The organism is Spongiibacter sp. UBA1325 (assembly GCF_002306875.1).
GTDB classification, from domain to species: domain Bacteria; phylum Pseudomonadota; class Gammaproteobacteria; order Pseudomonadales; family Spongiibacteraceae; genus Spongiibacter; species Spongiibacter marinus.
The window spans coordinates 90,028-113,249 of sequence record NZ_DBTD01000002.1 but is presented as its reverse complement, the minus strand read 5'-3'; the positions used below and the strand labels follow the sequence as shown (position 1 = coordinate 113,249).

Here is a 23,222-nt window from a genome sequence, read left to right as displayed (position 1 = left end):
GACGGGGCTTGGCCCAGTGTCACCTGATAGGCTGGGCTTAGTAACCGGGGTCGTCGTAATCGCCAAAGGCGAGATTTTCGAAGCGCGTAAATTTACCAATAAAGCTCAATCTCGCGGTTCCGATGGGGCCGTTACGCTGCTTGCCGATAATAATTTCCGCAACGCCTTTATCTTGCGTTTCTTCGTTGTAGACCTCATCACGATAGATAAACATGATGACGTCGGCATCCTGCTCGATCGCACCGGATTCCCGCAAGTCGGAATTCACCGGGCGCTTATTGGGCCGCTGCTCCAGTGCCCGGTTAAGCTGTGACAGCGCGATGACCGGGCAGTCGAATTCTTTTGCTATCCCTTTGAGCGAGCGCGATATTTCGGAGATTTCCGCAGTTCGCCCCTCGCTTCCTTTGCCGGCCACCTGCATCAGCTGCAGGTAATCGAGCATGATCATGCCGATACTGCCATGCTCGCGGAGCACTTTGCGCGCCCGCGAGCGCACCTCGGTGGGGGTCAATGCGGCGGTATCATCGATAAACAGCGGCCGATCCTTCAACTTACTTACCGCCGCGCTCAGCTTCGGCCAATCTTCCTCTTCCAGCTTGCCGCTGCGCACCCGGCCCTGGTCGATCTTACCCACTGACGACAACATCCTCATCATCAGCTGGCTGGCTGGCATTTCCATACTGAACACCAGTACCGGTTGCTCGTATCGCAACAGGACGTTTTCCACCAGGTTCATGGCGAACGTCGTCTTACCCATCGATGGTCGCGCAGCGACGATGACCAGGTCCGACTTCTGCAAGCCAGAGGTCATCTCATCGAGTTTTTCAAAGCCCGTGCTTAAACCGGTAATTGCATCGTCGTTGTTGAATAGCTCGTCAATTTTATCAACGGCTTCCTTCAACAGTGGATTGATCGGCTCCAAGCCGCCCGCTTTCGGGCGCTCCTCAGCGATCTGCATAATGCGACGCTCGGCTTCGTCCAGTACTTCGTCGCTGCTTCGCCCCTCGGGGTTAAAGCTCGTATCGGCAATGGAGTTGGCCGCAGAGATCAGCGAACGAAAGATCGAGCGCTCGCGCACGGCTTGCGCATAGGCGCGAATATTCGCGACCGACGGCGTCCCGGTGGCAATTTCGGCAAGGTAGGCGGTGCCACCCACCTCTTTGAGTTGCCCGTTGCGCGCCAGGGTTTCCGCCAAGGTGACAACATCAATCGGCTGCTCTTGCTCGACCAGCTGACTCATACAGGCGTAAATCAGACGGTGCTCGGGGCGAAAGAAATCGCCCTCGCCAACCATATCGGCAACCGAGTCCCAAGCTTCACCGGCAATCATTAAGCCGCCCAGCACCGACTGCTCCGCTTCCAGAGAGTGCGGAGGCAATTTCAATTTCGCGAAGTCACCGTCTTCAAATTCCGGCGGCGATTCAGATTCTGGATAGGCGTCAGCTTGCACAGCCACACTCACTGCTCAGGTTGGTTGGCCATTGTGGCAAAAAAAAAACGCGCCGACCAGCAAGGCCACGCGCGCTTTTTTCACCGCACCCCATTAACAGGACACAGCATTGCGGGCAGTGCTCACCGCCCGCTGCTACCATTGATTGGCGAGTTATTACTCAGCAACAACCGTTACGGCAACGTTTTGAATCACATCACTGTGAACCTGGATAGCGATTTCGTAGCTACCAATCTCACGGATGGGACCTTCAGGCATACGCACTTCACTTTTGCTTACTTCAACGCCAGCAGCAGTGATCGCCTCAGCCAAATCGCGAGTACCGATAGAGCCGAACAGTTTGCCGCCCTCGCCCGCATTCGCTTCGATGTTAACAGCCACTTCAGCCAGTTTCGCTGCGCGTGCTTCAGCTTCTGCACGCTTTTCAGCAGCAGCGGCTTCCAGCTCGGCGCGGCGCGCTTCGAATGTCGCTACATTGTCTTCGGTGGCAGGAACTGCTTTACCGAAGGGAATCAGGAAATTACGGCCGTAACCGGATTTCACATTTACCTGGTCGCCCAGGTCACCCAACTTGCCAATTTTCTCAAGCAGAATCACTTGCATGGTTCTAACCCTCTTCTGCGCGTCTGTCTCGAGGCCTATTGGGCCGTCGGCAAACGCCGTCTGATATCAATCCAACTATCTACAATCGCTGCCAAAATCAGCACCGCCCACAGCGGCCCTAACAACAGCAGCGCGATATAAAACACCACTAGCCATACACGCCCTAAGGCAAGACGACCCACCACCCCGTGCACCAGTGACAGCCCCGCAGCAATCAGTGGCAGCAAACACATAACGCCCCAGAAGCGGTACACTTCGCCCAGTTGGCTCACCAGTAGCATCACTGCCACGAACACAACGGTCAGTACCGCTGGCAGGCGCAAAGACCACATCTCTTCGCGAAACCCACCCGGGTTGTACAACAGTGCTTGCCACCAGCGCGCCAGCATAAGCGCTAACACGCTCCACAACACTGTGCTGCCGCCAATCACTGCCGCAATATCGCCGGTCAGTATCTGGGGCAACGCATTGCTGGACTGCGCTTGAAGCTGATCCAACATCGGCTGCACGGTAGCCAAAATTCCCGCCAGGTATTCCTGTGCCCCGTGATACAGGGCAAAGGCGCTGAGCATTCCACCCAGCACAGCACTGGCAAGTGCTAAAGACCAGGATCGACTGCTACGCAGTACTTCTGCTGCTGCGGCTGTGGTTAACAGCATGCAAAGCGGGCCGACATCCTGGCCGTATAACGCAACGGCGATGGCCGGTAAAAGCGCCCAAAATACAACAAAGGCGCCCTCGGTCATTCCCTTTCTCAGGGTAACCAAGGCAGCGGCTGAAGCCCCTACCCAGGCAAACATCAAACTACCTATCCCCAGACCGGCAACTGCCACCGCCTGGAGGCGCCCTTTCATAATAAATTCTGCAAGGGGGCGCATGACTATCCGCTCAGCTTATTTATGGCTGTCGGTGTAAGGCAGCAGAGCCAGAAAACGCGCGCGTTTAATCGCGGTAGACAGCTGGCGCTGGTACTTGGCGTTGGTTCCAGTAATACGGCTGGGAACAATCTTGCCAGTTTCTGAAACATAGGCTTTCAAAGTGTCCAGATCTTTGTAGTCGATCTGCTTAACACCTTCCGCGGTGAAGCGGCAAAACTTACGACGACGGAAAAAACGTGCCATCTTTTAAATCCTCACTCTGTCCGCAATTATTCAGCGTTCTGCTCAGCAGCCTGAGCGGCTTCTGATGCTTCTTCACGCTTCTCGGTAGGCTGCTCGCTGTCACGGCGCTCGCTGCGCTGTTCACTGCGGCTGCGACGCTCACGGCTTTCTTTTTCCGCCTTCATGATCGGAGATTCTTCAGTAACCGCTTCATCCTGACGGATGATGAGGTTACGCAGAACAGCGTCGTTGTAGCGGAAGTTTGTGGTCAGCTCGTCGATCGCATCAGCGCTTGCTTCAGCATTGATCAGCACGTAGTGAGCCTTGTGGATTTTGTTGATGGGGTAAGCCAGTTGACGGCGGCCCCAGTCTTCCAAGCGGTGAACTTTACCGCCGTCTTTTTCGATAGCCTGGGTATAACGCTCGACCATACCAGGTACCTGCTCGCTCTGATCCGGGTGGACCAGGAACACGATTTCGTAGTGACGCATTGTATGCTCCTTACGGGTTAAGCCACCCTTTATGGTGTGGCAAGGAGGGCAAACCAGCCGCTATGGACGAGCTTACCGTTAAAACAAGAGCGCGAATTCTAGGCAAGCACCCTGACAGATGCAAGCAATTCGTGCATTTTTTAATCAAATTCGGGTATTAAAGACGCTGGCGCACCGCTTCAAACAAGCACACCCCGGTGGCAACCGATACATTGAGACTGCTGACCTCCCCGGCCATTGGCAGGTGCGCTAAGTAATCACACTGCTCTCGGGTTAGGCGCCGCATACCTGCCCCTTCGGCGCCCATCACCAGCGCAACAGGCCCCGCCAGGTCACATTCATACAGCGACTGCGACGCCTCTCCCGCCAAGCCAATAATCCACACCCCCGCCTCTTGGAGTTGGCGCAGGCTGCGCGCCAGATTGGTTACCTGCACAAATGGCACTGCTTCGGCAGCCCCGCAGGCCACCTTGCGTACGGTCGCGTTTAAGCTCGCAGAATTATCCTTGGGCGCGATCACTACCGTGGCCCCCGCCGCATCGGCGCTGCGCAAGCAAGCGCCGAGATTATGGGGGTCAGTCACACCGTCGAGGACCAGTACCAAAGCGCGCTTGCCCGCTTCAGCAACCAGCTCGGGCAGGCGCTTTTCATGGGTTTGCGTCGGCGCTTTGGCACTGGCAACCACCCCCTGATGCCGTCCGTCGACGAGCTCATCCAGCACCTTTCGAGAACATTCATGCAGAGTAATGCCATGTCGCTGCGCCAGCTCAAGCACGGTATGTAGTCGCTTGTCTCGACGCCCCTCCAGCACCCACATTTCACTAATACTTTCCGGGCGGCGTTGCAGCGCAGTGGTAACGGCGTGCAAGCCAAAAATCTGCTCTTTCACTCTTTAACCTTTTGTAAGCATCCCGTATTCCTCACGGGCGGGGTTCATCACTGCGTTAGCGGCGGCGCTTTTTACTAGCCGCTCCCTTTTTGGCAGAGCTGTTCTTTGCGCCCGACTTCTTGCCAGCAGCACCGCGCTTTGCCTTAGGGGCTTTACCGGGCTTGGACTTTGGCACCTGCCCCTTGGCAAGCGCTTCGCGCAGCGACGGTTTACGGCGGCGCTTGGTCTCGCCTTGCACCAAGCCGAGATCGACCTTGCGCTCGTCTAGGTCGACACTGAGCACCTGCACTTTTAGCGAATCACCCAACTGGTATACCCGGCGACTGCGCTCACCCACCAAGCGCTGATGGGCCGGGTCAAACTGATAGTAGTCCTGTGGCAGCGCGGAAATATGCACCAGCCCTTCTATGTAGAGGTCCTGCAGCTCAACAAACAAACCGAAGCCGGTCACCGCGGCGATCATGCCGTCGAATTCACTGCCCACATGCTCCTGCAGGAATTCGCATTTCAAAAACGCCATTACATCGCGGCTGGCATCATCGGCACGACGCTCGGCCATCGAGCAGTGCTCACCCAGACCCAGCAGCGCCGCCATATCGTAGGGATAGATCTTTTCGCGCGGCAGATCAGGTGCGCCTTTCACAGGCCGGAAGCATTTGGGGGCTTTCCCGCCACCATTGCGCAACAAATACCGCAGCGCCCGGTGAACCATCAAATCCGGGTAGCGCCGTATCGGCGAGGTAAAGTGGGTGTAGCCGGTGTAGTTCAAGCCAAAGTGGCCATCGTTGTCCGGCTGATACACGGCTTGGCTCAGCGAGCGCAGCATCATCGTTTGAATCATCTGGCCGTCGGGCCGGTCTTTCAAACTCGCCAATAACTTTTGGTAATCGGTGGGCGAGGGGTCGTCGCCACCTTTTAACCCCAGCCCGATCTCCGCCAAAAACTCTCGCAAGTTACTCAGCTTTTGCTCGGACGGGCCATTGTGCACGCGGAACAGCGCTTCAAGCCCTGACTTCTCCAGCGTTTTTGCCGTCGCCACATTGGCGATCAGCATGCACTCCTCAATCATTCGGTGTGCATCGTGGCGGTGCACGGGCACGATCGCATCGATACGCTTCTCGTCGTCAAAGACGATGCGTGTCTCAACCGTTTCAAAGTCGATGGCACCGCGCTTAGAGCGCGCCTCACGCAGCGCTGTGTACAAATTGTGAAGCTCGCTTAACTGAGGAAGCAGATCGCGGTGTTTGCCGGTGTCTTTGGCGGGGTCAGCGCCCTCCACGCCGAGCATGGCGCCCACTTCGTTGTATGTAAGGCGGGCATGTGAACGCATCACCGCCTCATAAAACTGGTAGCCACTCAGCCGCCCCCGCGCACTGATGGTCATCTCACACACCATGCACAGACGGTCGACATCCGGGTTTAGCGAGCACAGACCATTGGACAGTGCCTCCGGCAGCATCGGCACCACTCGATCGGGAAAATACACTGAGGTTCCGCGGCGCTGGGCCTCTTCATCCAGCGCGGAGCCCAGCGTCACATAGTGCGAGACATCGGCAATGGCCACCCACAGCCGCCAACCACCGAAACGCTTTTTCTCACAGTAGACGGCATCGTCGAAATCCCGCGCGTCTTCGCCATCAATCGTCACTAGCGGCAGCTTTCGCAAGTCGACACGGCGCTTTTTATCCACCTCAGCGGGCGCGGTACCAAACTGCCGAGCCTGCTCCTCTACCGCCTCGGGCCACTCGAAGGGGATTTCATGGCTGCGCAGTGCCAGCTCGGTGGCAACGCCCACTGTCGCCCGGTCACCGAGCACGTCAACTATTTTGCCCCGCGCCTGCTGGCGCAGCCCGGGCTGACGCGTGATCGACACCATCACAAAGTCATTTTCGCTGGCACCCGCCGTGTCATCATCCTCAAGCGCGACCCAATTTTGGATTCGACTATTATCCGGCACCACAACCCAGCGGCCACGGTGGTCAACCAGCTTACCCACTAATTGCTGGGTATTGCGCTCAAGCACATCGACAATAATGCCTTCCCGCCGTCCACGGTGATCGCTGCCCGTCACCTCTACTGCAACCGTGTCGCCGTCAAAGACCTGCTGCATCTGCCGGCTGTGCAGGTATACGTCTTCTTCATCCTCGACCAGCACAAAACCGTAGCCGTCGCGATGCCCTTGCACGCGCCCTTTAATCGCGTCACCCACAACAGGGGCCATCAGCTTACCGCGGCGGCCCTCAATCAACTGGCCGTCACGCAACATCGCCTTGATACGGCGGCGCAAGCCCTCCTCCAGTTCCTCTCCGACAACGTCAAGACGCTTGCGCAGCGCCGCTGCCGTCATCCCCTGCTCTGAAGACCTCAACTGGTCGAGGATGTACTCGCGGCTAGGTACAGGATTTTCATAGCGCTCGGCTTCACGAGCGGCATGGGGGTCGTTATGTTGCTTGCGGCCTTTTGGCATGCAGTGGCAGTTCCTCTTGAATAGCTAGAAAATTTGCGCCTAGTGTAACGCAAAGCGTTGACAAAAAAGCGCGATATCAGTAAATTGCGCGCCTCGGCAGCAATTGCCTCGTTTTACCCCCTGCCCAGGTGGTGAAATTGGTAGACACGCTAGCTTCAGGTGCTAGTGGCCTCACGGCCGTGGAGGTTCAAGTCCTCTCCTGGGCACCATATTTTGAAAAGGCCTTCGTTGAATCAGCGAAGGCCTTTTTTTATACCCCACCATTTCACTTACGTCCTCCCCCCCAAACAGGCAAACAGTAAGACGCGCTCCCGGTAATTATAGAAATATTACCGATTCCCGCCGCTACCCAGTAACACATACCCAATTTGGGAGATGAGCTGTACCTGGCTCTATGGTCCTCTAGCGACTTTAGACATTCGGTACAAAAATCGGAGATACCATGAAATCAGCTCATTGGGGGCCGCTCGCCCTAGCCTTTACACTCACCGCCTGCGGTGGCGGTGGTTCCTCGTCTGGCGGAAGCAATAGTTCCGAGCCAGAGGTCCAGCGAGGCATTTTTACCGACAGCGCCGTTGCCGGCATCCGCTATCAAACCGCGCCCAGCGGCCAATCAGGCAGCACGACTGAGCTGGGTGAGTACGAATTTGTCGAGGGCGATAGCGTCACCTTCAGTATTGGTGGAATCACACTGCCCGAGGTTCCCGCCAGCGGCCGAGTCACCCCAGCCGACATGGACGGCGGCACGCCCAACCAGGTCACCAATATTCTGCGCTTACTGCAGTCACTGGACGATGACGGCAATCCTGACAATGGCATTACCATTGACGGCGAGATTCACGGGCTTCTTGCCGATGCACAGCTCAATCTCGGCTTACCGCAGTCAGAGTTTGAAACGCAATTCGACACCGAAGTTGCGCCCCCCACCGGCAAAAGCTTAGTCAGCGCGGACAAGGCCGAAGCCCATTTTGGCCGTTCACAACAGGCCGACCTGCGCGGCAGCTGGTTATTTGTCGAGCCGGCGGGCGAGAGCAGTAACGGTAAAGGGCCAAATGGCGAAGAAGTCAGCGTGCTGACTTTCCTAAGCGGAAATCGCTACATTGTCAGCCACAAATACGGCAACGATGATCAGGGTACCGCCACTGCAGAGTGGGGCTACTACGAGTGGAACCCTGCCGATGGCGTAATCACGTTCAGCGCCCAGGCACAGTCCAACACCGATGGCGGTTTTTGTGAAACGCTGGGCGAAGGCTGCGGCCAGGAAACGGTTCGCTTAGTTAACGATGAGCTACATTTTGGTAGCGAGGCGGATGCCGCCGCAGCGTTTAAAAGCGTCAAAAGTAGCAGCAATGCTTTTGTAGGTAGCTGGCTGATTGAAGATCAGACAGACGAGTTCCACGTTCTTACGGTACTTGAGGATGGCAGCTACAACGTAGCCCACAGCTATCGCGACGAAGGTGACGCCTCCCTCCCCGCTGACGCACCTACCTCCGAATGGGGAAATTACAGCATTGATGGCAAACAGTTCAGCGTGACTGACATCGTTTCAGAAACCGACGGAGACGGCGGCTTATCCGACGGTGACGATGTATGCACCACCACCAAATGGGGAGATTTCAACTGCGAAAGCGACGCCGAGGAGGCATTCAGCTTCATGCGCGTGGGCCGCTTCACGGTAAAATTGCGAGTAGAAGATGACAACGGCAGCGCCATCTATAGAAAAACTGCTACCGTTGAGCGCAGCGCAGAGCGCCTGTTTGTCGAGAACCAGAGCAAAGCCTTTACATACGCCTTCCCCGATGAAGCCGATAAAATTTCGGTCAGGCTCTACGAAAACGGCTCAGGCAGGGTGGATTTTGGCCCCGATGAGTCAAGCACGATCGAACACAGCTGGAAGGTCAATGCGGCGGGCAGCCTCGATTACTACGAAACCATGGACGACGACTCAACAGGCTATTGGCTCTTTGCGCCGATCAAAGACAGCCGCGGACGTGACATGGCGCTGATTAGCTTTTCGCATAAGGACGGCACCACCTCCCATGAAAGTGCCTTTTTTATCAGCGAGCTGGTCGGAGAGGTCGTCGCAAAATAAGCTCAATCTCCTGCGGGCATAAACTGCCCGCAGACACCCATTGCAACAGGCGCTATCGCAATAGCGCCGCCAAAATACTGCTCACCAACTCTCCCTGCCGGGTGCATGCCGTCTTCTGAAAAACCTGCTTTAACTGGTAACGCACAGTGCTTATCTTGCGCCCCAAGTGGTCGGCAATAGCCTGCAAATCCATGCCCGCTACCAAGTGCTCGCACACCTGTGACTCCGCCACCGTAAGTTCAAAATAGCCGGCAATTTGCTCGGCATTTGGCAACTGCCGGTGACCGGGCTCATAAATGGTAAGCAGCGCTCCGCCCGCCAACAACTCGCTGCTCTCTATCGGCCGCAAAACAAATATCAGCGGCTGGCGACCAGTACGTTTTAAGAATAAGGTCTCGGTGTAATGCCCCTCGCGACCAATACTGGCGCGCACAACCTGTGTCGAAGCGAGAAAAAACGCGGACTGCAGCGCCGTCTCTGAAAAACTCAGACGCTCATCACGTATCGCCAGGTTACGCTCGCGGTCAAGCAATGCTCGCGCGGCCTTATTGGAGTGCAACACCGTGGAATAGCTGTCCAGCACTAACGTCGCATCGGGCAATACATCGATGATCGCAGCCAGCGATGACGACGCGTCGCTACGCGATGCTAACTGCCGATTGAGGCCCACAGCCTGACGAATATAGGGAGCAAGACGGTTCAGAGCGCCAATTTCATGCGGCTGAAATGCACCCTGTTCCACGGTTCTTTGAATTGTCAGCAGCACACATTCATCCGCTGAGCTTTCAACAACCAGCCAAGCGGCATCGAGCATGCCCTGCTCTTCTTCCCAGCGCACAGAGCCCTCATCGGGGTTAGTCTCTTCGACATAGGTAAGCGCGGTCTGAAAAGCGCCTGGCGCCTGACGAATTGCCGTATTGATGACGATATCCACGGCAATCATGTCGCTGCCGATGTACCACTGCAACAACTCCTCAGAAAGGCCGTAGTACCAAACATTCTCCACCCGCAGGGGGTTGCGGCGAATAACCAACAGCTCAGCGGCTTCACCGCCAATAGACAGCGTCAACGTCTCGAGAAAGTGATGAAAACCCGCCGGATCAATCAGGGCACCGTAAAGGTGCTGAATCAACGCTGGCTCGTTGCTTAATGGTAGTGATTGCATCCCAAGTACTTGCGTAATGCCTGCTATAGCGTCCCGTCATCAGACCTGCCAGCTCATCCATGACGCTTGGGTCGATACCATATTGAACATTTACTGCCCCCACTCATCCACCGTGGGCAACGGCAACATGCCGCCGGATTATAGGCATGTGCCACTATGCTTGTCGCTGGCTTAGCAAGAAAAATTGAAAGGGGGTGAGAACTTACAATTGAAAAAGTAGGGGTTTCCTGCGACTGCGAGGACGCAAAAATAGCGACGAAGCGTCAAGGGAACGGTTCAACGCTCGCTGGCTGCTAGCATCTTGCACAAAAGCGCCCGGCCTCGGCGTGGCACATCCGCACTGTGCGGTCACACCAATGACAGCTAGCTGTTCGTGGCCGGCAAAGCCATTATCGGTGGAGACTATAGCGGGAACTATTGAAGTAAGGCTTCATAAAATCAATAACCCCAACCTCGTGTATTTATTTGGCCCCTTTTTTTGTCATGGCTTCATTAATTATGCATTAGTCACTCTATTGACTAAGGTCCGAAATCACTCTGCCAGCTTCCCGCTATCTGCCAGCGCCTCATATTTAATGGACATATAAGCGCAATTAGAAACCATATATATCAAATAAATAACATCAAATGGCCTCATTGAGACCAATGACTCATACTTCCCGTAGCAATAGCCAATCGAGCACGAATAGATCCCATAGACAGCCAGTAAAAATACCGACAAAAATGCCACCAGCTTCGGCTTCCTGCCAGGAAAGTAATATTTTGAGTAGAGCGCCATTAAAAATATAAAAAATATACCCCCGAGCAATACAACCTCTATATCATTTGATCGAAAAAATAATGGCAAAAGTGATGTCCAAAGCGGTACAGTAAGCTGCTCGCGCTCATTGAGAGCTCTCATTTATTCCCACCCCATAAATAAATAATCCCAGAGGTCTAGATTGACGCCGTCGCTGTAGGGCCTTCTACCCAAAAAACGGAATGAAGGGTGCATAGCCCAATACTTTTATTTCCACACCTGTATATTTTCACCATACACCTCCCTCGGCTAAAAATTAAACTCCATAATTATCGGTAAGGAATAACGCCACTATCCTAATACACCACCGCCGGATTGGGTTTCGGCGGCTCGCCTAAAGTCTCCCGGTAGGAGGGGCGGACACTGCCCTCGTCGGTTACGCCAAGTTCCCGCGCCAACTCTGCCCCGATCACGGTGTGGCCACTCAAGGCCTCTGCTTGGTTGCTGGTGGCCAAGGCATAGAGAATGTGACCGGTAAACTCCGGGCTCTCGGCAGTTTTGCTGAAGGCTTCGTATTGCGCTGGATTGACCTTGCTGGCAACAGCGGCGCGCTCAGTTTTGAGCGGCCCCATCCACACCGACAGGGTATTCACTCCCGATCCCCGCAAGTCTACGGCCATATCGTGGGCAAACTTATCCAGCCCGGCTTTCTGCGCGCCATAGGCGGGGCCGTGCATATAACAGGAGGCACCAAATGATGAGCCAAAAGCGATAAGGCCTCGCCCCTGCTCCACCATCATCGGCGCTGCATGCCAGCTGGCAATATAGGCCGAGCGCAATCCTACGTTGAGTATCTCGCAGGCCGAGATGTCTTTTTGCCAAAAGGGTTTCTGCTCAATGAGCTGCGGGTGCATATAGGTCGCGTTATTGACCAAGAGGTCAAGCCGCCCTTGCTCACGGCGAATTTGTTCAAACACCGCGGCCACGCGTTCGTCGTCACCGTGATCGCATAACACGGCAATACCCTTGCCACCCGCAGCCGTTACCGCAGCAGCAGTTTCCGCAACCGTGCCGGGCAATACCGAGCCATCCCAGGCTTTGGCATCGCCGGGCTCAACGGTGCGACCGGTAACATAAACCGTCATACCGTGAGCACCCAGCGCACGAGCGATGCCCGCACCAGCGCCGCGACTCGCCCCCGTGACCAGCGCTACTTTTATCTCACTCACCTCGGGCCTCCTCATACTCTGTTAGTCGTTTCGCCGAGAAAATTCGGTGCCTCACCCGCCAGCCCTGTGCGGTTTTCACCAGCCAGTCGTAATAAGAGCCGAAGTGTATACAGTAGCCATCGCGACTTTTATCCTCGCGCGGCACCGGCGCAATAATGCGAAAAAATAGCCGCGCGCCATCACCGTCTTCCCGGACATGGATGTTACACATCAAGTGGGCGAGCGGATGCTGCCCCTCCTCCGCCATATAACGCTTTATCTCTGCAACCCCTCGCAACGTCACCAGGCCGCGCACTTCAAATACTGCGTCCTTGGTGAAGATGGAATCCATTTGCGCCCAATCCCGATCGTCCACTGCGTCGCCGTACCGCCCTGGCAGTTCATGTAGCGCCAGTCGGTCAGCCAGGCTTAGCTCGTGTTTGCCTGTAGTCACCGTATTTCCCCACTCTCAGCTTATGCAACAGGCAATATAGCCATGCAGCAAGCGACACACATCGCCCAATAGCATCACAATTGACAACATTTCCATTCAAGACTGGCATCACCCCTTCTAGAGGGTAAAATTGCGCCACCTGCCCCCAGCAGCAGACGACACAAATAACCCACTGGAGCGTTTTATGCCGCTAATCACTTTTGGCGAGGCCCGCGAAGTCGAGGCCGAGAGCGGTCACAGCCTGATGCAAGCCGCACTCGACGGCGGTATCGATGACATTCTGGCCGAGTGCGGCGGCTCGTGCAGCTGCGCAACCTGCCACTGTTACATTGACGAACCCTGGCGCAGCAAACTGCCCGCAGCCGATGATATGGAACAAGGCATTCTCGACGGCGTACTCGAGCCCGAAGAGGGCAGCCGCTTAAGCTGCCAAATTGAGGTGCGCGACGACCTAGAAGGAATGGAAGTACGCCTGCCCGCCTCGCAATACTAAGCGTCTTGCTGACTGCCGCGATCGGCGTTACTGTGAAACGTAACAGCCGCCGACGCGGCCTTTAGTGGTATAGGCAAGCCCCTATAATGAAGCACCCGGCAAAAACAATAATACTGAGCGCCACATTGCTCTTGAGCAGCGCCTGCAGCACACAGCCCACGCAACTCGAGCAATTTATCGCTGCCCCGGATAGCGATGCGGTTGCACAACTGCTGCACCAGGAGGCGCTGTTCAACCGGCAACCCGCGCCCCTCAACACCCCGGACCAACACATTCTCGCGGTGACCGCAGAGATGCGTTACTTCGTCAACGAGCATGTACCGCCGGTACTCACCCCGCGCGCCAGACTCCGCTACTTAGTCGATGCCATGGTGCGGCCCCAGCAATTGGGCATTCGCTACCAACCGGGTATTACCCAAAGTGCCGCGGACACCTTTGACGACCCACAGGGCGACTGCTTGTCGCTGAGTTTATTGTTTATAGCACTGGCGCGAGAAGCAAAGCTGGATGTCTATTTTAATGAAGTCAGCGTGCCGCCAAGCTGGGAAATGCTGAGCAACAGCAGTTCAGCGATTTATAAACACATCAATGCCGTTGTCGACCTCGGCAATGGCCAACGCGAAGTTATCGACTTCAGCGTAGATATTTACGACTATCGCTATCCGCAAAAGCGAGTTAGCGACGATATCGCCGCCGCGCAGTATTACAGCAACCTGGGCGTTGGCGCACTGAACAGCAAAAATTACGGCGACGCCTATCTCTACCTGCGCCGGGCGCTGTACCTCGGCCCTGACGAAGCCTATATTTGGGGTAACTTAGGCGTTCTGTTCCGCCGAGAAGGGCATAACGACGAAGCCGAGCTTGCCTTTCTAAAGGCGCTGAGTCTGGACCCGGAGGAGTCCGCATCACTCTCCAACTTGGCCCGGCTGTACCGCAGCAGTGGCCGCAAGGATCGCGCTAAGCAACTTGAGCAAGTCATTGAATCTCGACAGCGCGACAACCCTTTCTGGCACTACAGCCGCTCCCGCGCAGCTTTTGAAAGAGGCGACTATCCCCAAGCCTTGAATTCCATCAAACGCGCCATTCGACTGGACAAAAACGAGTATCGCTTTTATCAGTTTGCGGCCATTATTTTTCGCAGCCAGGGCAACACCGACAAGTACCACGAATACGGCCTAAAGGCGGCTCACGCCAAACTCAAGCAGGGCAAATAGTCGGACATCGGCGAGTCGCGTATTAATACCGTATAGCAATTCCGGGCATAAAAAAGGCGCCTCAGGGGCGCCTTAGTAAGGTTACTGACTTTATTTAGAATTCATATTCAATGCTAGCGCTAAAGGTCGTACCCACTTCCTCGCGGAACGTGGTCTTACCGTCGCGCTCGATTTCCAGCTCTTCATCCAGAATATTTTTCACCTTCACCTTCACGATAACGGACTGGTTCGGATAGAAAGAATAGGTGGCATCCAATGAGTGGAAAGGCTGCTCAAAAGCGTCGGGCTCACCATTGCGGCCGGCAAAGTAAAGACGCTCGCCGAACACATTGTAAGACAGTGTTGCCGCGTGCATTTCGTCTGCCGAGTCAAACCCGAGAATCAAGTTCGCCGCATAGTCTGAGGCACCAACCAGGTCGCGCTTAGCGTTGGTGGGCGCATCGGCATTGCTGCCGGCAACCAGCTCGGTATCCAGCAGAGTCAAGTTACCCTGAAGGAAGAAGGGGATAAGCGCATCGGAAAAGTCACCGAGGCTCTTCATAAACTCCACTTCTGCACCCAAAATCGTCGCGCTTTCGGCATTGACGATTTCAACAGCGGTGTTGGTGTCACCCGCCGCAGCCTGGAACAGCTCAATCGGGTCACTGATGTCCTTGTAGAACAACGATGCGGTGAAGCTGTCGCTGTTGCTGAAGAACCACTCTGCACGCAGGTCGTAGTTTTTAAACTGCGCAGGGCGAACATCGGGGTTACCGAACACCAGCGCGCCAGTCACTGGGTCCACGTAGCTGGAGTCAGCAATCTCACGCAGGTCCGGGCGAACCGTCGTTTCACTGTAGCCAAAGCGCAGCTGGAAGTCCTCGGCCCAGAAGCCGGGCAGCATGTACGTTGCCGCGAGCGAAGCGAAGGTATCGTCGTCGGTGAAGACGGCATTTTCGAGCTCGTCGATGATCGCCTGCTGACCACCGGACTCATTGCTCACGACAGGAATACCATCAAAGTCGAGCGGATCCCAGGTCAAACCCACCTGCTGATAGTCTTCGTAGCGCAAACCAGCAACAACGCGCCAGGTATCCTGCCAGGTAACGTCGAGCTTACCGTAGTAGGCATCGACGCGGTTGGCGGCAATGTAACTTTCGGAGTTACTGCCAGCCACCTGGATTTGATAGCCATTGTTGGGGTCGAGAATATTCGCGTCACTGTAGACGCGATCCAGTGGGCCGCTGCGCACTGCATCCGATGCGTCCACTGAGCCCAGGCCGAACTGGGTCTGGCGATAGGTACGCGCCTTTTCCCAATACTCGTTACCACCGCTCAGCTCAACTTTCCAATCCATGCTGGAGAACGGCATTTTCACTTCCCAACCGTAGCTCTCAACTTCATCCTGAAGATCGGTAAAACGGTAGTCGGCAGCCGTCGCGTTTGCGGCAACGGTGGTGCTGCCATTCGGGCCTTCTACATGACGTGTCTGCACCGCAACTTCGTTGGGGATCTCAGTTGTCGATTCACTGTCGGAGTAGAACCAGTTAAAGCTCAAGCCTTCGGCAAAGGCCAATTGATCCCAGCCCAACTGCTCGCGGCTCAACTCACCGAAAGTATGTTCACCGCGAATTTGATTCACCACCAGCTCGCGCTGTTCAAAACGAATTCTGAATTGACGGTCCGAGATGTCCCCGCCCACAGGCTGATCGTTGTCATAACTATCGGTGACTGAGGTTTTGTCGTCGGTGTTACGAAGATAAAGGCTGGTTGTTTCCAGCGAGTGATCTTCGTTCAAGCGCAAACCAAAATTCAGGTTGGCAGCAATCGATGTGTTCTGCGTTGTCTCGTTTTTGAACTCGGCTTCGTCCTCGTCAGATACCGAACGCACTTCCGACGACTTATTGCGCCAGCTGCGGTCATAGGACAGCCCAGCCAACACGCCAAACTCAATCTCTTCGGCATCGCCAAGATAGAAACGGTTACCGGCGTTAACTTCAGCAGAGAAGTTATCGTCGTCATCAGTTTCGTAAATATCGATATTGCGATATAGGTTCAACGCCAACTCACGGTTGAGCTGTTCAGCATCGGCCAGTGTTGAATTGGGGTTTGACTGGCGCATATCGGCGAGAATATCGTTGCGATCAAGGCTACCGCCGTATTGACGCAGCGCTTGCTTGAGCTTGTAAGAAAGCGCTCGCGTGCCATCGTCGTTGCCATAAATATCGTCACTGCCGCCTTTGTAGGTCAGCAGCCGGCCGTCAGAGGCGCTGTTGTAGTCCGTGCCAATCTCAAGGCTAAACACCAGATCACTGGGAATGCCTTTGGTGCGGATGTCCACATTACCACCACCAAAAGCGGCCGGCATATCAGAGGAATGCACCTTCTGAACCGCCAGGCTCTCAACGATGGACGTTGGGAAAATATCCAGCGGAATAACACTGCGCGTCAGGTCTGGAGAGGGAACCACTGCACCGTTTAACAAGGTGCTTGAGTAGCGCTCACCCAAACCGCGGACAAAAACAAACTTGTCATCAATTAAGGTAACACCGGGCACGCGGCGCAGCGCGGCAGCAACGGTTGAATCACCGATACGACCAATCGCCTCAGCCCCGAGAAAATCCACCGCGACTTCTTGTTCCAGCCGTTCAATCACCAGGTTTTCGGCGGTGCTCTTAAGGCGGCCAACAACAACCACTTCTTCCAGTGGCTTGTTAAAACTGAGGTCGCTGTCGGCCTCTTGCGCCACCGCCGAAACGGCGAGGCTAAGAGCGCTCAGGCTAAATGCCGGCAGCAACCCTTTTTTAATCATCTGCTTTTTCATCAGTAAAGACCTACTCGTATTTGACCTGTCTTCAACAGAAAGGGCGCCGTAAGGCGCCCTCTGTTTTACGGCTCTGGCGTTAGACTCTGCGTTCGCTTATTCGAACCACAGGCCTTGGCCGCGGTTAGCGGGGTCCAAGCCGTAGGCCCAACCCGCAGTCCAGTCATCGTCTTCGGTGACTGCGCCGATGAAGGCACGACCATCAGCGGGTGTTACTGTTGGGGCAGCACCATTCACTTTCATGTCGGCCAGTGGCAGCGAGTAGAAGCCTTTCAGGATTTCCAGATTGGCATTCGCATCTGCAGTGGGATCTTCACCCGCTTCCAGCGACTGGTATGTGTCGTTGCTGGCCTGCAAGAACTGCAGCTGTGTGGTGCCGTTGGGCAGATCATCACCGTCGGTCAGATCCTGACAAGCAATGATGCTGCTCTCAATTTTCAGATCGCCATCTTGAGCCGCTTTCAGGCCTTCGTTATCGATGCGCACACAGTAGTTGTAGTCGTCATCCGCCAGCTTCACATCGCCTTTGTAAGCGGTGGTGATCAAGGCATTTTGGATAGTTGGAAAATGCGCTTCACGAATACGCATGCCCTGACCGGGATCATGGGTACCAGTACCGTTTGGCTGACCACTCACCTCTGTCGCTGACACAATACAAGTCAGGTTCTTGATGGTTGCTTGCGAGTTCAAGCCGCGAGCGATGAAGTCATCAATGGTTGCCTGGTCTTTGCTTGAGTAGCTGCCGATACCGTCAGACTCTACACAGCGGTTGCCATCGTTCTCAGACTGAATAACCAGTGCGTAGTCGATCGTGCCGCGGTAGCCTTCATCGATATCGATAGAGTCGTCACGCACGTACATGCCGATGTAGTGACCCACGTTTACCGCACCACCGAAGAACTCGATGCCGTCGTCGTAAGTTGAGTAGGCTTGCAGGTAATCAACCGTGGTGCCCGACCCAACAGCGTTGAAAGAAATACCGTTCAGCTCGTTGTCTTCCTCAACTTCGAAACCCGTGTGCTTAACAATGAAGTATTCCAGCGTACCCGAGCTATCTTCGTTGTTGTCACCGCCGTAATGCGTTTGGCCAGCGCCCGCTTTACCTTCTGCAGCAACGTGACAGTCACTGGTCGCCAAGTTGTTGTTCGCAAAAGAGCCGGTGTAAGAACACTTATTGGTGACACCGAAGCCGTTAATGATCAAACCGCCCCACTGTTGCACGTCCTCAGCGCCAACGGAATCTTCCACAGCATCTGACACTGACGTGATAGTGATGGGCGCGTTCATCTCGCCTTCTGCAATGATTTGTGAACCGCGGTTAATTACCATGTAATCGTCGCTAGACTGGAAGGCCAACGTAGTGCCAGCTTCGATCTGAATGCTTGCACCGTCACCACCCTTGGTGATGCCTGCTGCATTCAAGTCTGCATCGTTATCGTAGTTTTTACCCACTACCAGGCTATCGCGGAAGATATGCACACCGCCGTTGCTCAGCTTGGCAAATACAACCGGGTTGCCGGCAGGCGTTTCGATCGGGTTGGTCAGGCTCACGAAGTCAGGACCGTAGATGCAGTTCACACCGTCCAGGCTACCTTGCTGGGTTACGCCGTTATCGCTGTAAGACGCACAGGCATTGGAAGGCGTACCGCCACCATTCCCAGTGCTGTTGTCTACAGAGTTGTTTTGGGCGTTGATATTAATATCACCGCCACCACCACAGCCTACCAGCGCCATCGCTGAGGCCATTGCTGTCATTGCGAAAAGCTTTTTCATGGGAACTTATCTCCGGAACCTTTTAAATAGGGCATAGCTTGTTGTCGTTGAGGCGTATGTTAGGCAGGCAAAGTGACAACTCAGTGAATAAACTATGACGAAAATGTTTCAGCCGGTGTTTTTTGCTTATTTTTTAGACAAAGCTGCCATAAGGAGCTAATTTGTATTTGAATAACAAGGCCTTAGAGAACAACGCAGGGGCTAAGCGAGCCCCTGCGTTGTAAAAAACAGGGAGTAATGCCACCTGCAAGTCATAAAAATGTCATAAAACAGAAATACACTTGTCTCCGGTTTGTAACATAAGTGCCACTTCTTTCATTTTGGGTGCCTAAACAATGAAAACGATCTCTTCTTTAGCATGCAGCGCATCAATTGCAGCCTGCCTTGCAACCAGCCACGCCTTCGCCGATAACCAGCAGGACTCCGCCCTACTGAAGCTTCTACAAGAAAAAGGCATTATCAGTGCCGAGGAAGCGCAATCACTGCAGGCCGAACAAGCGCGACGCGCACAACAGCAAGCGACCGTCAGCATGGGTAGCAAAGGCCTGAAGATTGAAAGTGCGGACAAGCAAGCCAGCATACAAATTGGCGGTCGCCTGCACGCCGACTACGCCACACACGACCACGAAGCGTTCGCCAACCAGGAAGATGCAATTGACGGCACACAAATCCGCCGCGCTCGTCTCTACGCTAAAGGCAAACTGAACGGTCGCTGGAAGTACGTGTTGGAAAGTGACTTCGCGGGCAACAAGGTCAGCGTTAAAGACGCCAATCTGAGTTACAAGCTGACCTCTGCCCCGATCACACTGACTGTCGGTAACCAAAAGCATGCGGTCAGCATGGAAGTAGAAGAAAGCTCTAACGACATTATGTTCACCGAGCGCTCACTGGTTGCTGCACTCACCACGCCCTACTTTGACCGCGCCATTGGCATCACAGCAGCCAGCGGTGGCAGCAACTGGCACGCCAAAGCCGGTTTGTTCGGCGACGGCATTTCTAATAATGATGCCGATGAAGGCCACGGCTTCGGCGCGCGCGCCAGCTTCGCCCCGGTTCTGAATGACAATACCGTTGTCCACGTGGGTGCATCGTATGGCCTGCGCAAAACCAGCGACGACGGTTTGGCGAATGGCAAGAGCCCCTCGTTCTCATATAAAACCACTAACTTCTCTGACCTTAAGCCCGTGAACGCCAGCGTTGCCGACATGGACAAGGTCGAGATAGGCGTTTTCGAATTTGCCGCCATGCACGGTGCGTGGTCGGTACAAAGTGAGATTGCAGCGAACAATGTTAGCCGTGACAGTGGCGACGACCTGAGCTTTTCCGCGCACTACGTGCAACTCGGCTACAGTATCTTTGGTGGTCAACGCCGCTACAAAGCGTCTGAAGGCGAATTTAAGTACTTCAATGTGAACACGCCATTCAATGCCAGCACCGGCGATTGGGGCGCATTGGAAGTCGCTGCACGCTTTGATCAAATTGATCTGGAAGATGACAATATCAGTGGCGGCGAAGCCAAGCGCTTTACCCTGGGCTTGAACTGGTATCTGAGCCGCAACATGCGCGTGCTGTTTGATTACAGCCGCAGCTACGACCTGGACGGCGGCGCGATCCAGAACGATAAAGGCGAGGTTGCTGACAATATAGACAGCTTTGCTATCCGCACACAGTGGGCGTTCTAAGCTAACGACCCCGGAAACAAAAAAGGCCATGCAGCAATGCATGGCCTTTTTTTATCACTCGATCTTGGCAGCAAAGCCTGAGATCGCCGCCGCTTACTTAGGCGAAGGGGTGGCGCAGTACGATAGTTTCAACGCGGTCTGGGCCGGTGGACACGATATCGATGGGCACATTCAACAACGCCTCAATGCGCTTGATATAGGCGCGGGCATTTTCGGGCAGCTCATCCAGCGACTTGGCACCCACTGTCGACTCAGACCAACCTGGCAGTTCCTCATACACTGGCGTGATTTGATCGTAGTCCTCACAATCAAATGGCGCAGAAATCGACTCGCCCGCAGCGTTGCGATAGTCCACGCATACCTTCACGATATCCAGGCCGTCGAGCACATCCAGCTTCGTCAGGCACAAGCCGGTTACACTGTTGATACGCACTGATTGACGCAGGGCGACCGCATCAAACCAACCACAGCGGCGGGCACGACCGGTGGTTGCACCAAATTCATGCCCTTGCTTGGCCAGGTGCTCGCCCACACTGTCGGACAATTCCGTCGGGAACGGACCACTGCCCACACGCGTGGTATAGGCCTTGGTGATACCCAGCACGTAATCCAAATACAGCGGACCAAAACCACTACCGGTCGCCGTGCCGCCCGCGGTGGTATTGGACGAGGTGACAAAGGGGTAGGTACCGTGGTCGATATCCAGCAATGATCCCTGAGCACCTTCAAACAAGATGTTGGCGCCCTCTTCGCGGTAGGCGTGCAAGGCACTGGTAACATCGACAACCATCGGGCGAAGCTGCTCAGCCATTTGCAGGGCTTCTTCCAAGGTTTTTTGATAATCAACCGCCTCTGCCTTGTAGTACTGCGTCAGAGTAAAGTTGTGATACTCCATCACTTCTTTCAGCTTTTCGGCAAAGCGCTCGGCATTAAACACATCACCCAGGCGCAAACCTCGGCGCGCCACTTTATCTTCGTAAGCCGGGCCGATACCGCGGCCGGTCGTACCAATCTTGGCAGCGCCACGCGCTATCTCGCGGGCATTATCCAAAGCGATGTGATAAGGGAGAATCAGCGGGCAAGCGGGGCTTAAACGCAGGCGCTCGCGAACCGGTACACCGCGCTCTTCGAGCTCGGCCATTTCTTTGAGCAGGGCTTCTGGCGACAGCACCACACCGTTGCCAATCAGGCAGGTGACGCCTTCGCGCAAGATACCTGATGGAATCAAGTGAAGAACGGTTTTCTCACCGTCAATAACCAGAGTATGGCCGGCGTTATGGCCACCCTGAAACCGGGCGACCGCATTGGCCTGATCTGTCAGCAGATCGACGATCTTGCCTTTGCCTTCATCACCCCACTGGGTGCCCAATACCACTACATTCTTACTCATATCCGCATCTCTGGATAACAGGTTGTGACTTAACCCAGTGGCTGTACGTGCCACTGGCCGTTCTGTTCAATTAATTGGCGATCACACGCTTCGCTAGGCTGCTGCCCCGGCAAACCCGCGACGACCTTTTCGCCCGCGTCTCGCAGCTGCTGTATTGCTTGCCACTGCTCAGCCGAGTCGCTGTGCGCCGCAAAAATTCCCTTCACTTCAGCCGGTGCCGCAACCAATGACAGCAGGGCTTTTAGATCAAGACTAAAACCGATAGCCGAGCGCGCGCGACCAAATACCTTGCCAATATCGTCATAGCGACCACCGGAGGCCAGCGCCTGTCCGTGCTCACTCACTAGCGCCGAAAACACCAAACCGGTGTGATAGTGGAAACCCCGGAGTTCGGCCAAGTCGAAGTAGAAACTGAGGGACGGCATGCGCGCCGTGAGGCGCTGCTGCAACGACTGTAGAGCGTGGATGGCATCAACCGCAGCCGGAATATTGGCGAACAGTTCAAGGCCGCGCTGCAATACATCATCGCCGCCGTGCAGGGCATTCAGGCCACTGAGCTGTTTAGCCGTTTCGCCATCAACCGCCAGCTCATCAATAAAGGTCCCTAATTCGGCAACGGCCTTGCGCTGTAATATGTCGAAATAGCGCTGCTCTTGCTCGTCACTGAGACCAGCGGCATCGACCACCGCCTGATAGACCGCCACGTGACCGATATCTAAGGTCAACTCGCTGAGGCCGGCAACGCGCAGCGTTTCCAGCATCAGACAAATAATTTCCAGGTCACTGGCCTGACTGTTGTCGCCGTATAACTCTGCACCGAGCTGGATCGGCGAGCGCGAAGCCAGTGGCTTCTTCGGCCGGGTGTGCAGCACACTGCCCGCATAACAGAGACGCACCGGGCCTTCACGTTTTAAGCTGTGAGCATCAATACGCGCCGCCTGGGGGGTAATGTCTGCGCGCAGCCCCATCAGCCGACCGGTCAGCTGATCGGTGACCCGGAAGGTCATCAGGTCAATGTCGCTGCCCAAGCCAACCAGCAGTGACTCGGTGTATTCCAACATGGGCGGAACGATCAACTCGTAGCCCCAACGCTGGTATAGGTCTAGCAGTTTGCGGCGCAGGCTCTCTACCTGCTGAGCCTGTTCAGGCAGCAGTTCTTCCACTCCATCTGGGAGCAGCCAACGATCAACCAGGGTCATAAATCCACAA

At 55.1% G+C, this 23,222-nt stretch carries 18 protein-coding genes and 1 tRNA gene; 5 read left to right on the top strand and 14 right to left on the bottom strand.

Features of this window, described 5'->3' with window-relative positions; translation table 11 throughout:
• Window positions 1-37: 37 nt before the first annotated feature.
• The 7 genes from dnaB to rnr form a co-directional block, all read right to left on the bottom strand.
• Complete coding sequence (gene dnaB / locus B3K78_RS01050) at window positions 38-1,456, bottom strand: replicative DNA helicase (RefSeq protein WP_286693973.1); 1,419 nt, start codon at window positions 1,454-1,456, stop codon at window positions 38-40.
• Between the two features lie 150 nt (window positions 1,457-1,606).
• Window positions 1,607-2,053 (bottom strand): 50S ribosomal protein L9, encoded by a 447-nt coding sequence (gene rplI, locus B3K78_RS01045; RefSeq protein WP_204996201.1) that lies wholly within the window; start codon window positions 2,051-2,053, stop codon window positions 1,607-1,609.
• Between the two features lie 35 nt (window positions 2,054-2,088).
• Window positions 2,089-2,907 (bottom strand): hypothetical protein, encoded by an 819-nt coding sequence (locus tag B3K78_RS01040; RefSeq protein WP_286693972.1) that lies wholly within the window; start codon window positions 2,905-2,907, stop codon window positions 2,089-2,091.
• A gap of 39 nt (window positions 2,908-2,946) precedes the next feature.
• A complete protein-coding gene (gene rpsR, locus B3K78_RS01035) occupies window positions 2,947-3,174 on the bottom strand; it encodes a 30S ribosomal protein S18 (protein ID WP_027874105.1) in 228 nt (75 codons plus the stop codon).
• Window positions 3,175-3,200: 26 nt separating this feature from the next.
• The gene (gene rpsF, locus B3K78_RS01030) at window positions 3,201-3,644 is read right to left on the bottom strand and encodes a 30S ribosomal protein S6 (protein ID WP_286693971.1); all 444 of its coding nucleotides are present in this window, start codon (window positions 3,642-3,644) and stop codon (window positions 3,201-3,203) included.
• A gap of 157 nt (window positions 3,645-3,801) precedes the next feature.
• Window positions 3,802-4,533 (bottom strand): 23S rRNA (guanosine(2251)-2'-O)-methyltransferase RlmB, encoded by a 732-nt coding sequence (gene rlmB, locus B3K78_RS01025; protein WP_286693970.1) that lies wholly within the window; start codon window positions 4,531-4,533, stop codon window positions 3,802-3,804.
• A 55-nt stretch (window positions 4,534-4,588) separates the two neighbouring features.
• Window positions 4,589-7,000: a ribonuclease R gene (gene rnr, locus B3K78_RS01020; protein ID WP_286693969.1), complete on the bottom strand. Its 2,412-nt coding sequence runs from the start codon at window positions 6,998-7,000 to the stop codon at window positions 4,589-4,591.
• A 122-nt stretch (window positions 7,001-7,122) separates the two neighbouring features.
• Here rnr and B3K78_RS01015 point away from each other — a divergent pair.
• Window positions 7,123-7,209 (top strand) — tRNA-Leu (locus B3K78_RS01015).
• Window positions 7,210-7,442: 233 nt separating this feature from the next.
• The gene (locus B3K78_RS01010; RefSeq protein ID WP_286693968.1) at window positions 7,443-9,092 is read left to right on the top strand and encodes a hypothetical protein; all 1,650 of its coding nucleotides are present in this window, start codon (window positions 7,443-7,445) and stop codon (window positions 9,090-9,092) included.
• 52 nt (window positions 9,093-9,144) lie between these two features.
• Here B3K78_RS01010 and B3K78_RS01005 read toward each other — a convergent pair whose 3' ends face one another.
• The 3 genes from B3K78_RS01005 to B3K78_RS00995 form a co-directional block, all read right to left on the bottom strand.
• The gene (locus tag B3K78_RS01005; protein WP_286693967.1) at window positions 9,145-10,257 is read right to left on the bottom strand and encodes a helix-turn-helix transcriptional regulator; all 1,113 of its coding nucleotides are present in this window, start codon (window positions 10,255-10,257) and stop codon (window positions 9,145-9,147) included.
• Between the two features lie 1,095 nt (window positions 10,258-11,352).
• Complete coding sequence (locus B3K78_RS01000) at window positions 11,353-12,225, bottom strand: SDR family NAD(P)-dependent oxidoreductase (RefSeq protein ID WP_286693966.1); 873 nt, start codon at window positions 12,223-12,225, stop codon at window positions 11,353-11,355.
• A complete protein-coding gene (locus B3K78_RS00995; protein WP_286693965.1) occupies window positions 12,218-12,658 on the bottom strand; it encodes a nuclear transport factor 2 family protein in 441 nt (146 codons plus the stop codon). The genes B3K78_RS01000 and B3K78_RS00995 overlap by 8 nt, the downstream gene beginning before the upstream one ends.
• A gap of 184 nt (window positions 12,659-12,842) precedes the next feature.
• Between B3K78_RS00995 and B3K78_RS00990 the strand changes: the two genes are divergently transcribed.
• Together B3K78_RS00990 and B3K78_RS00985 are read left to right on the top strand one after the other, a co-directional pair.
• A complete protein-coding gene (locus B3K78_RS00990) occupies window positions 12,843-13,151 on the top strand; it encodes a 2Fe-2S iron-sulfur cluster-binding protein (protein WP_286693964.1) in 309 nt (102 codons plus the stop codon).
• Between the two features lie 86 nt (window positions 13,152-13,237).
• Window positions 13,238-14,365: a tetratricopeptide repeat protein gene (locus B3K78_RS00985; protein ID WP_286693963.1), complete on the top strand. Its 1,128-nt coding sequence runs from the start codon at window positions 13,238-13,240 to the stop codon at window positions 14,363-14,365.
• Between the two features lie 94 nt (window positions 14,366-14,459).
• On the opposite strand, the gene B3K78_RS00980 is transcribed toward B3K78_RS00985, so the two are convergent.
• Together B3K78_RS00980 and B3K78_RS00975 are read right to left on the bottom strand one after the other, a co-directional pair.
• Window positions 14,460-17,168, bottom strand: coding sequence for a TonB-dependent receptor domain-containing protein (locus B3K78_RS00980; RefSeq protein WP_286693962.1), 2,709 nt, complete (start codon window positions 17,166-17,168; stop codon window positions 14,460-14,462).
• Window positions 17,169-17,264: 96 nt separating this feature from the next.
• The gene (locus B3K78_RS00975; protein ID WP_286693961.1) at window positions 17,265-18,941 is read right to left on the bottom strand and encodes a beta-helix domain-containing protein; all 1,677 of its coding nucleotides are present in this window, start codon (window positions 18,939-18,941) and stop codon (window positions 17,265-17,267) included.
• A 335-nt stretch (window positions 18,942-19,276) separates the two neighbouring features.
• On the opposite strand from B3K78_RS00975, the gene B3K78_RS00970 reads away from it, so the two are divergent.
• Window positions 19,277-20,623, top strand: coding sequence for an OprO/OprP family phosphate-selective porin (locus tag B3K78_RS00970; protein WP_286693960.1), 1,347 nt, complete (start codon window positions 19,277-19,279; stop codon window positions 20,621-20,623).
• Between the two features lie 97 nt (window positions 20,624-20,720).
• On the opposite strand, the gene B3K78_RS00965 is transcribed toward B3K78_RS00970, so the two are convergent.
• Together B3K78_RS00965 and B3K78_RS00960 are read right to left on the bottom strand one after the other, a co-directional pair.
• Window positions 20,721-22,013, bottom strand: coding sequence for an adenylosuccinate synthase (locus B3K78_RS00965; RefSeq protein WP_286693959.1), 1,293 nt, complete (start codon window positions 22,011-22,013; stop codon window positions 20,721-20,723).
• A 29-nt stretch (window positions 22,014-22,042) separates the two neighbouring features.
• Window positions 22,043-23,212 (bottom strand): ATP phosphoribosyltransferase regulatory subunit, encoded by a 1,170-nt coding sequence (locus B3K78_RS00960; RefSeq protein ID WP_286693958.1) that lies wholly within the window; start codon window positions 23,210-23,212, stop codon window positions 22,043-22,045.
• Window positions 23,213-23,222: the final 10 nt, after the last annotated feature.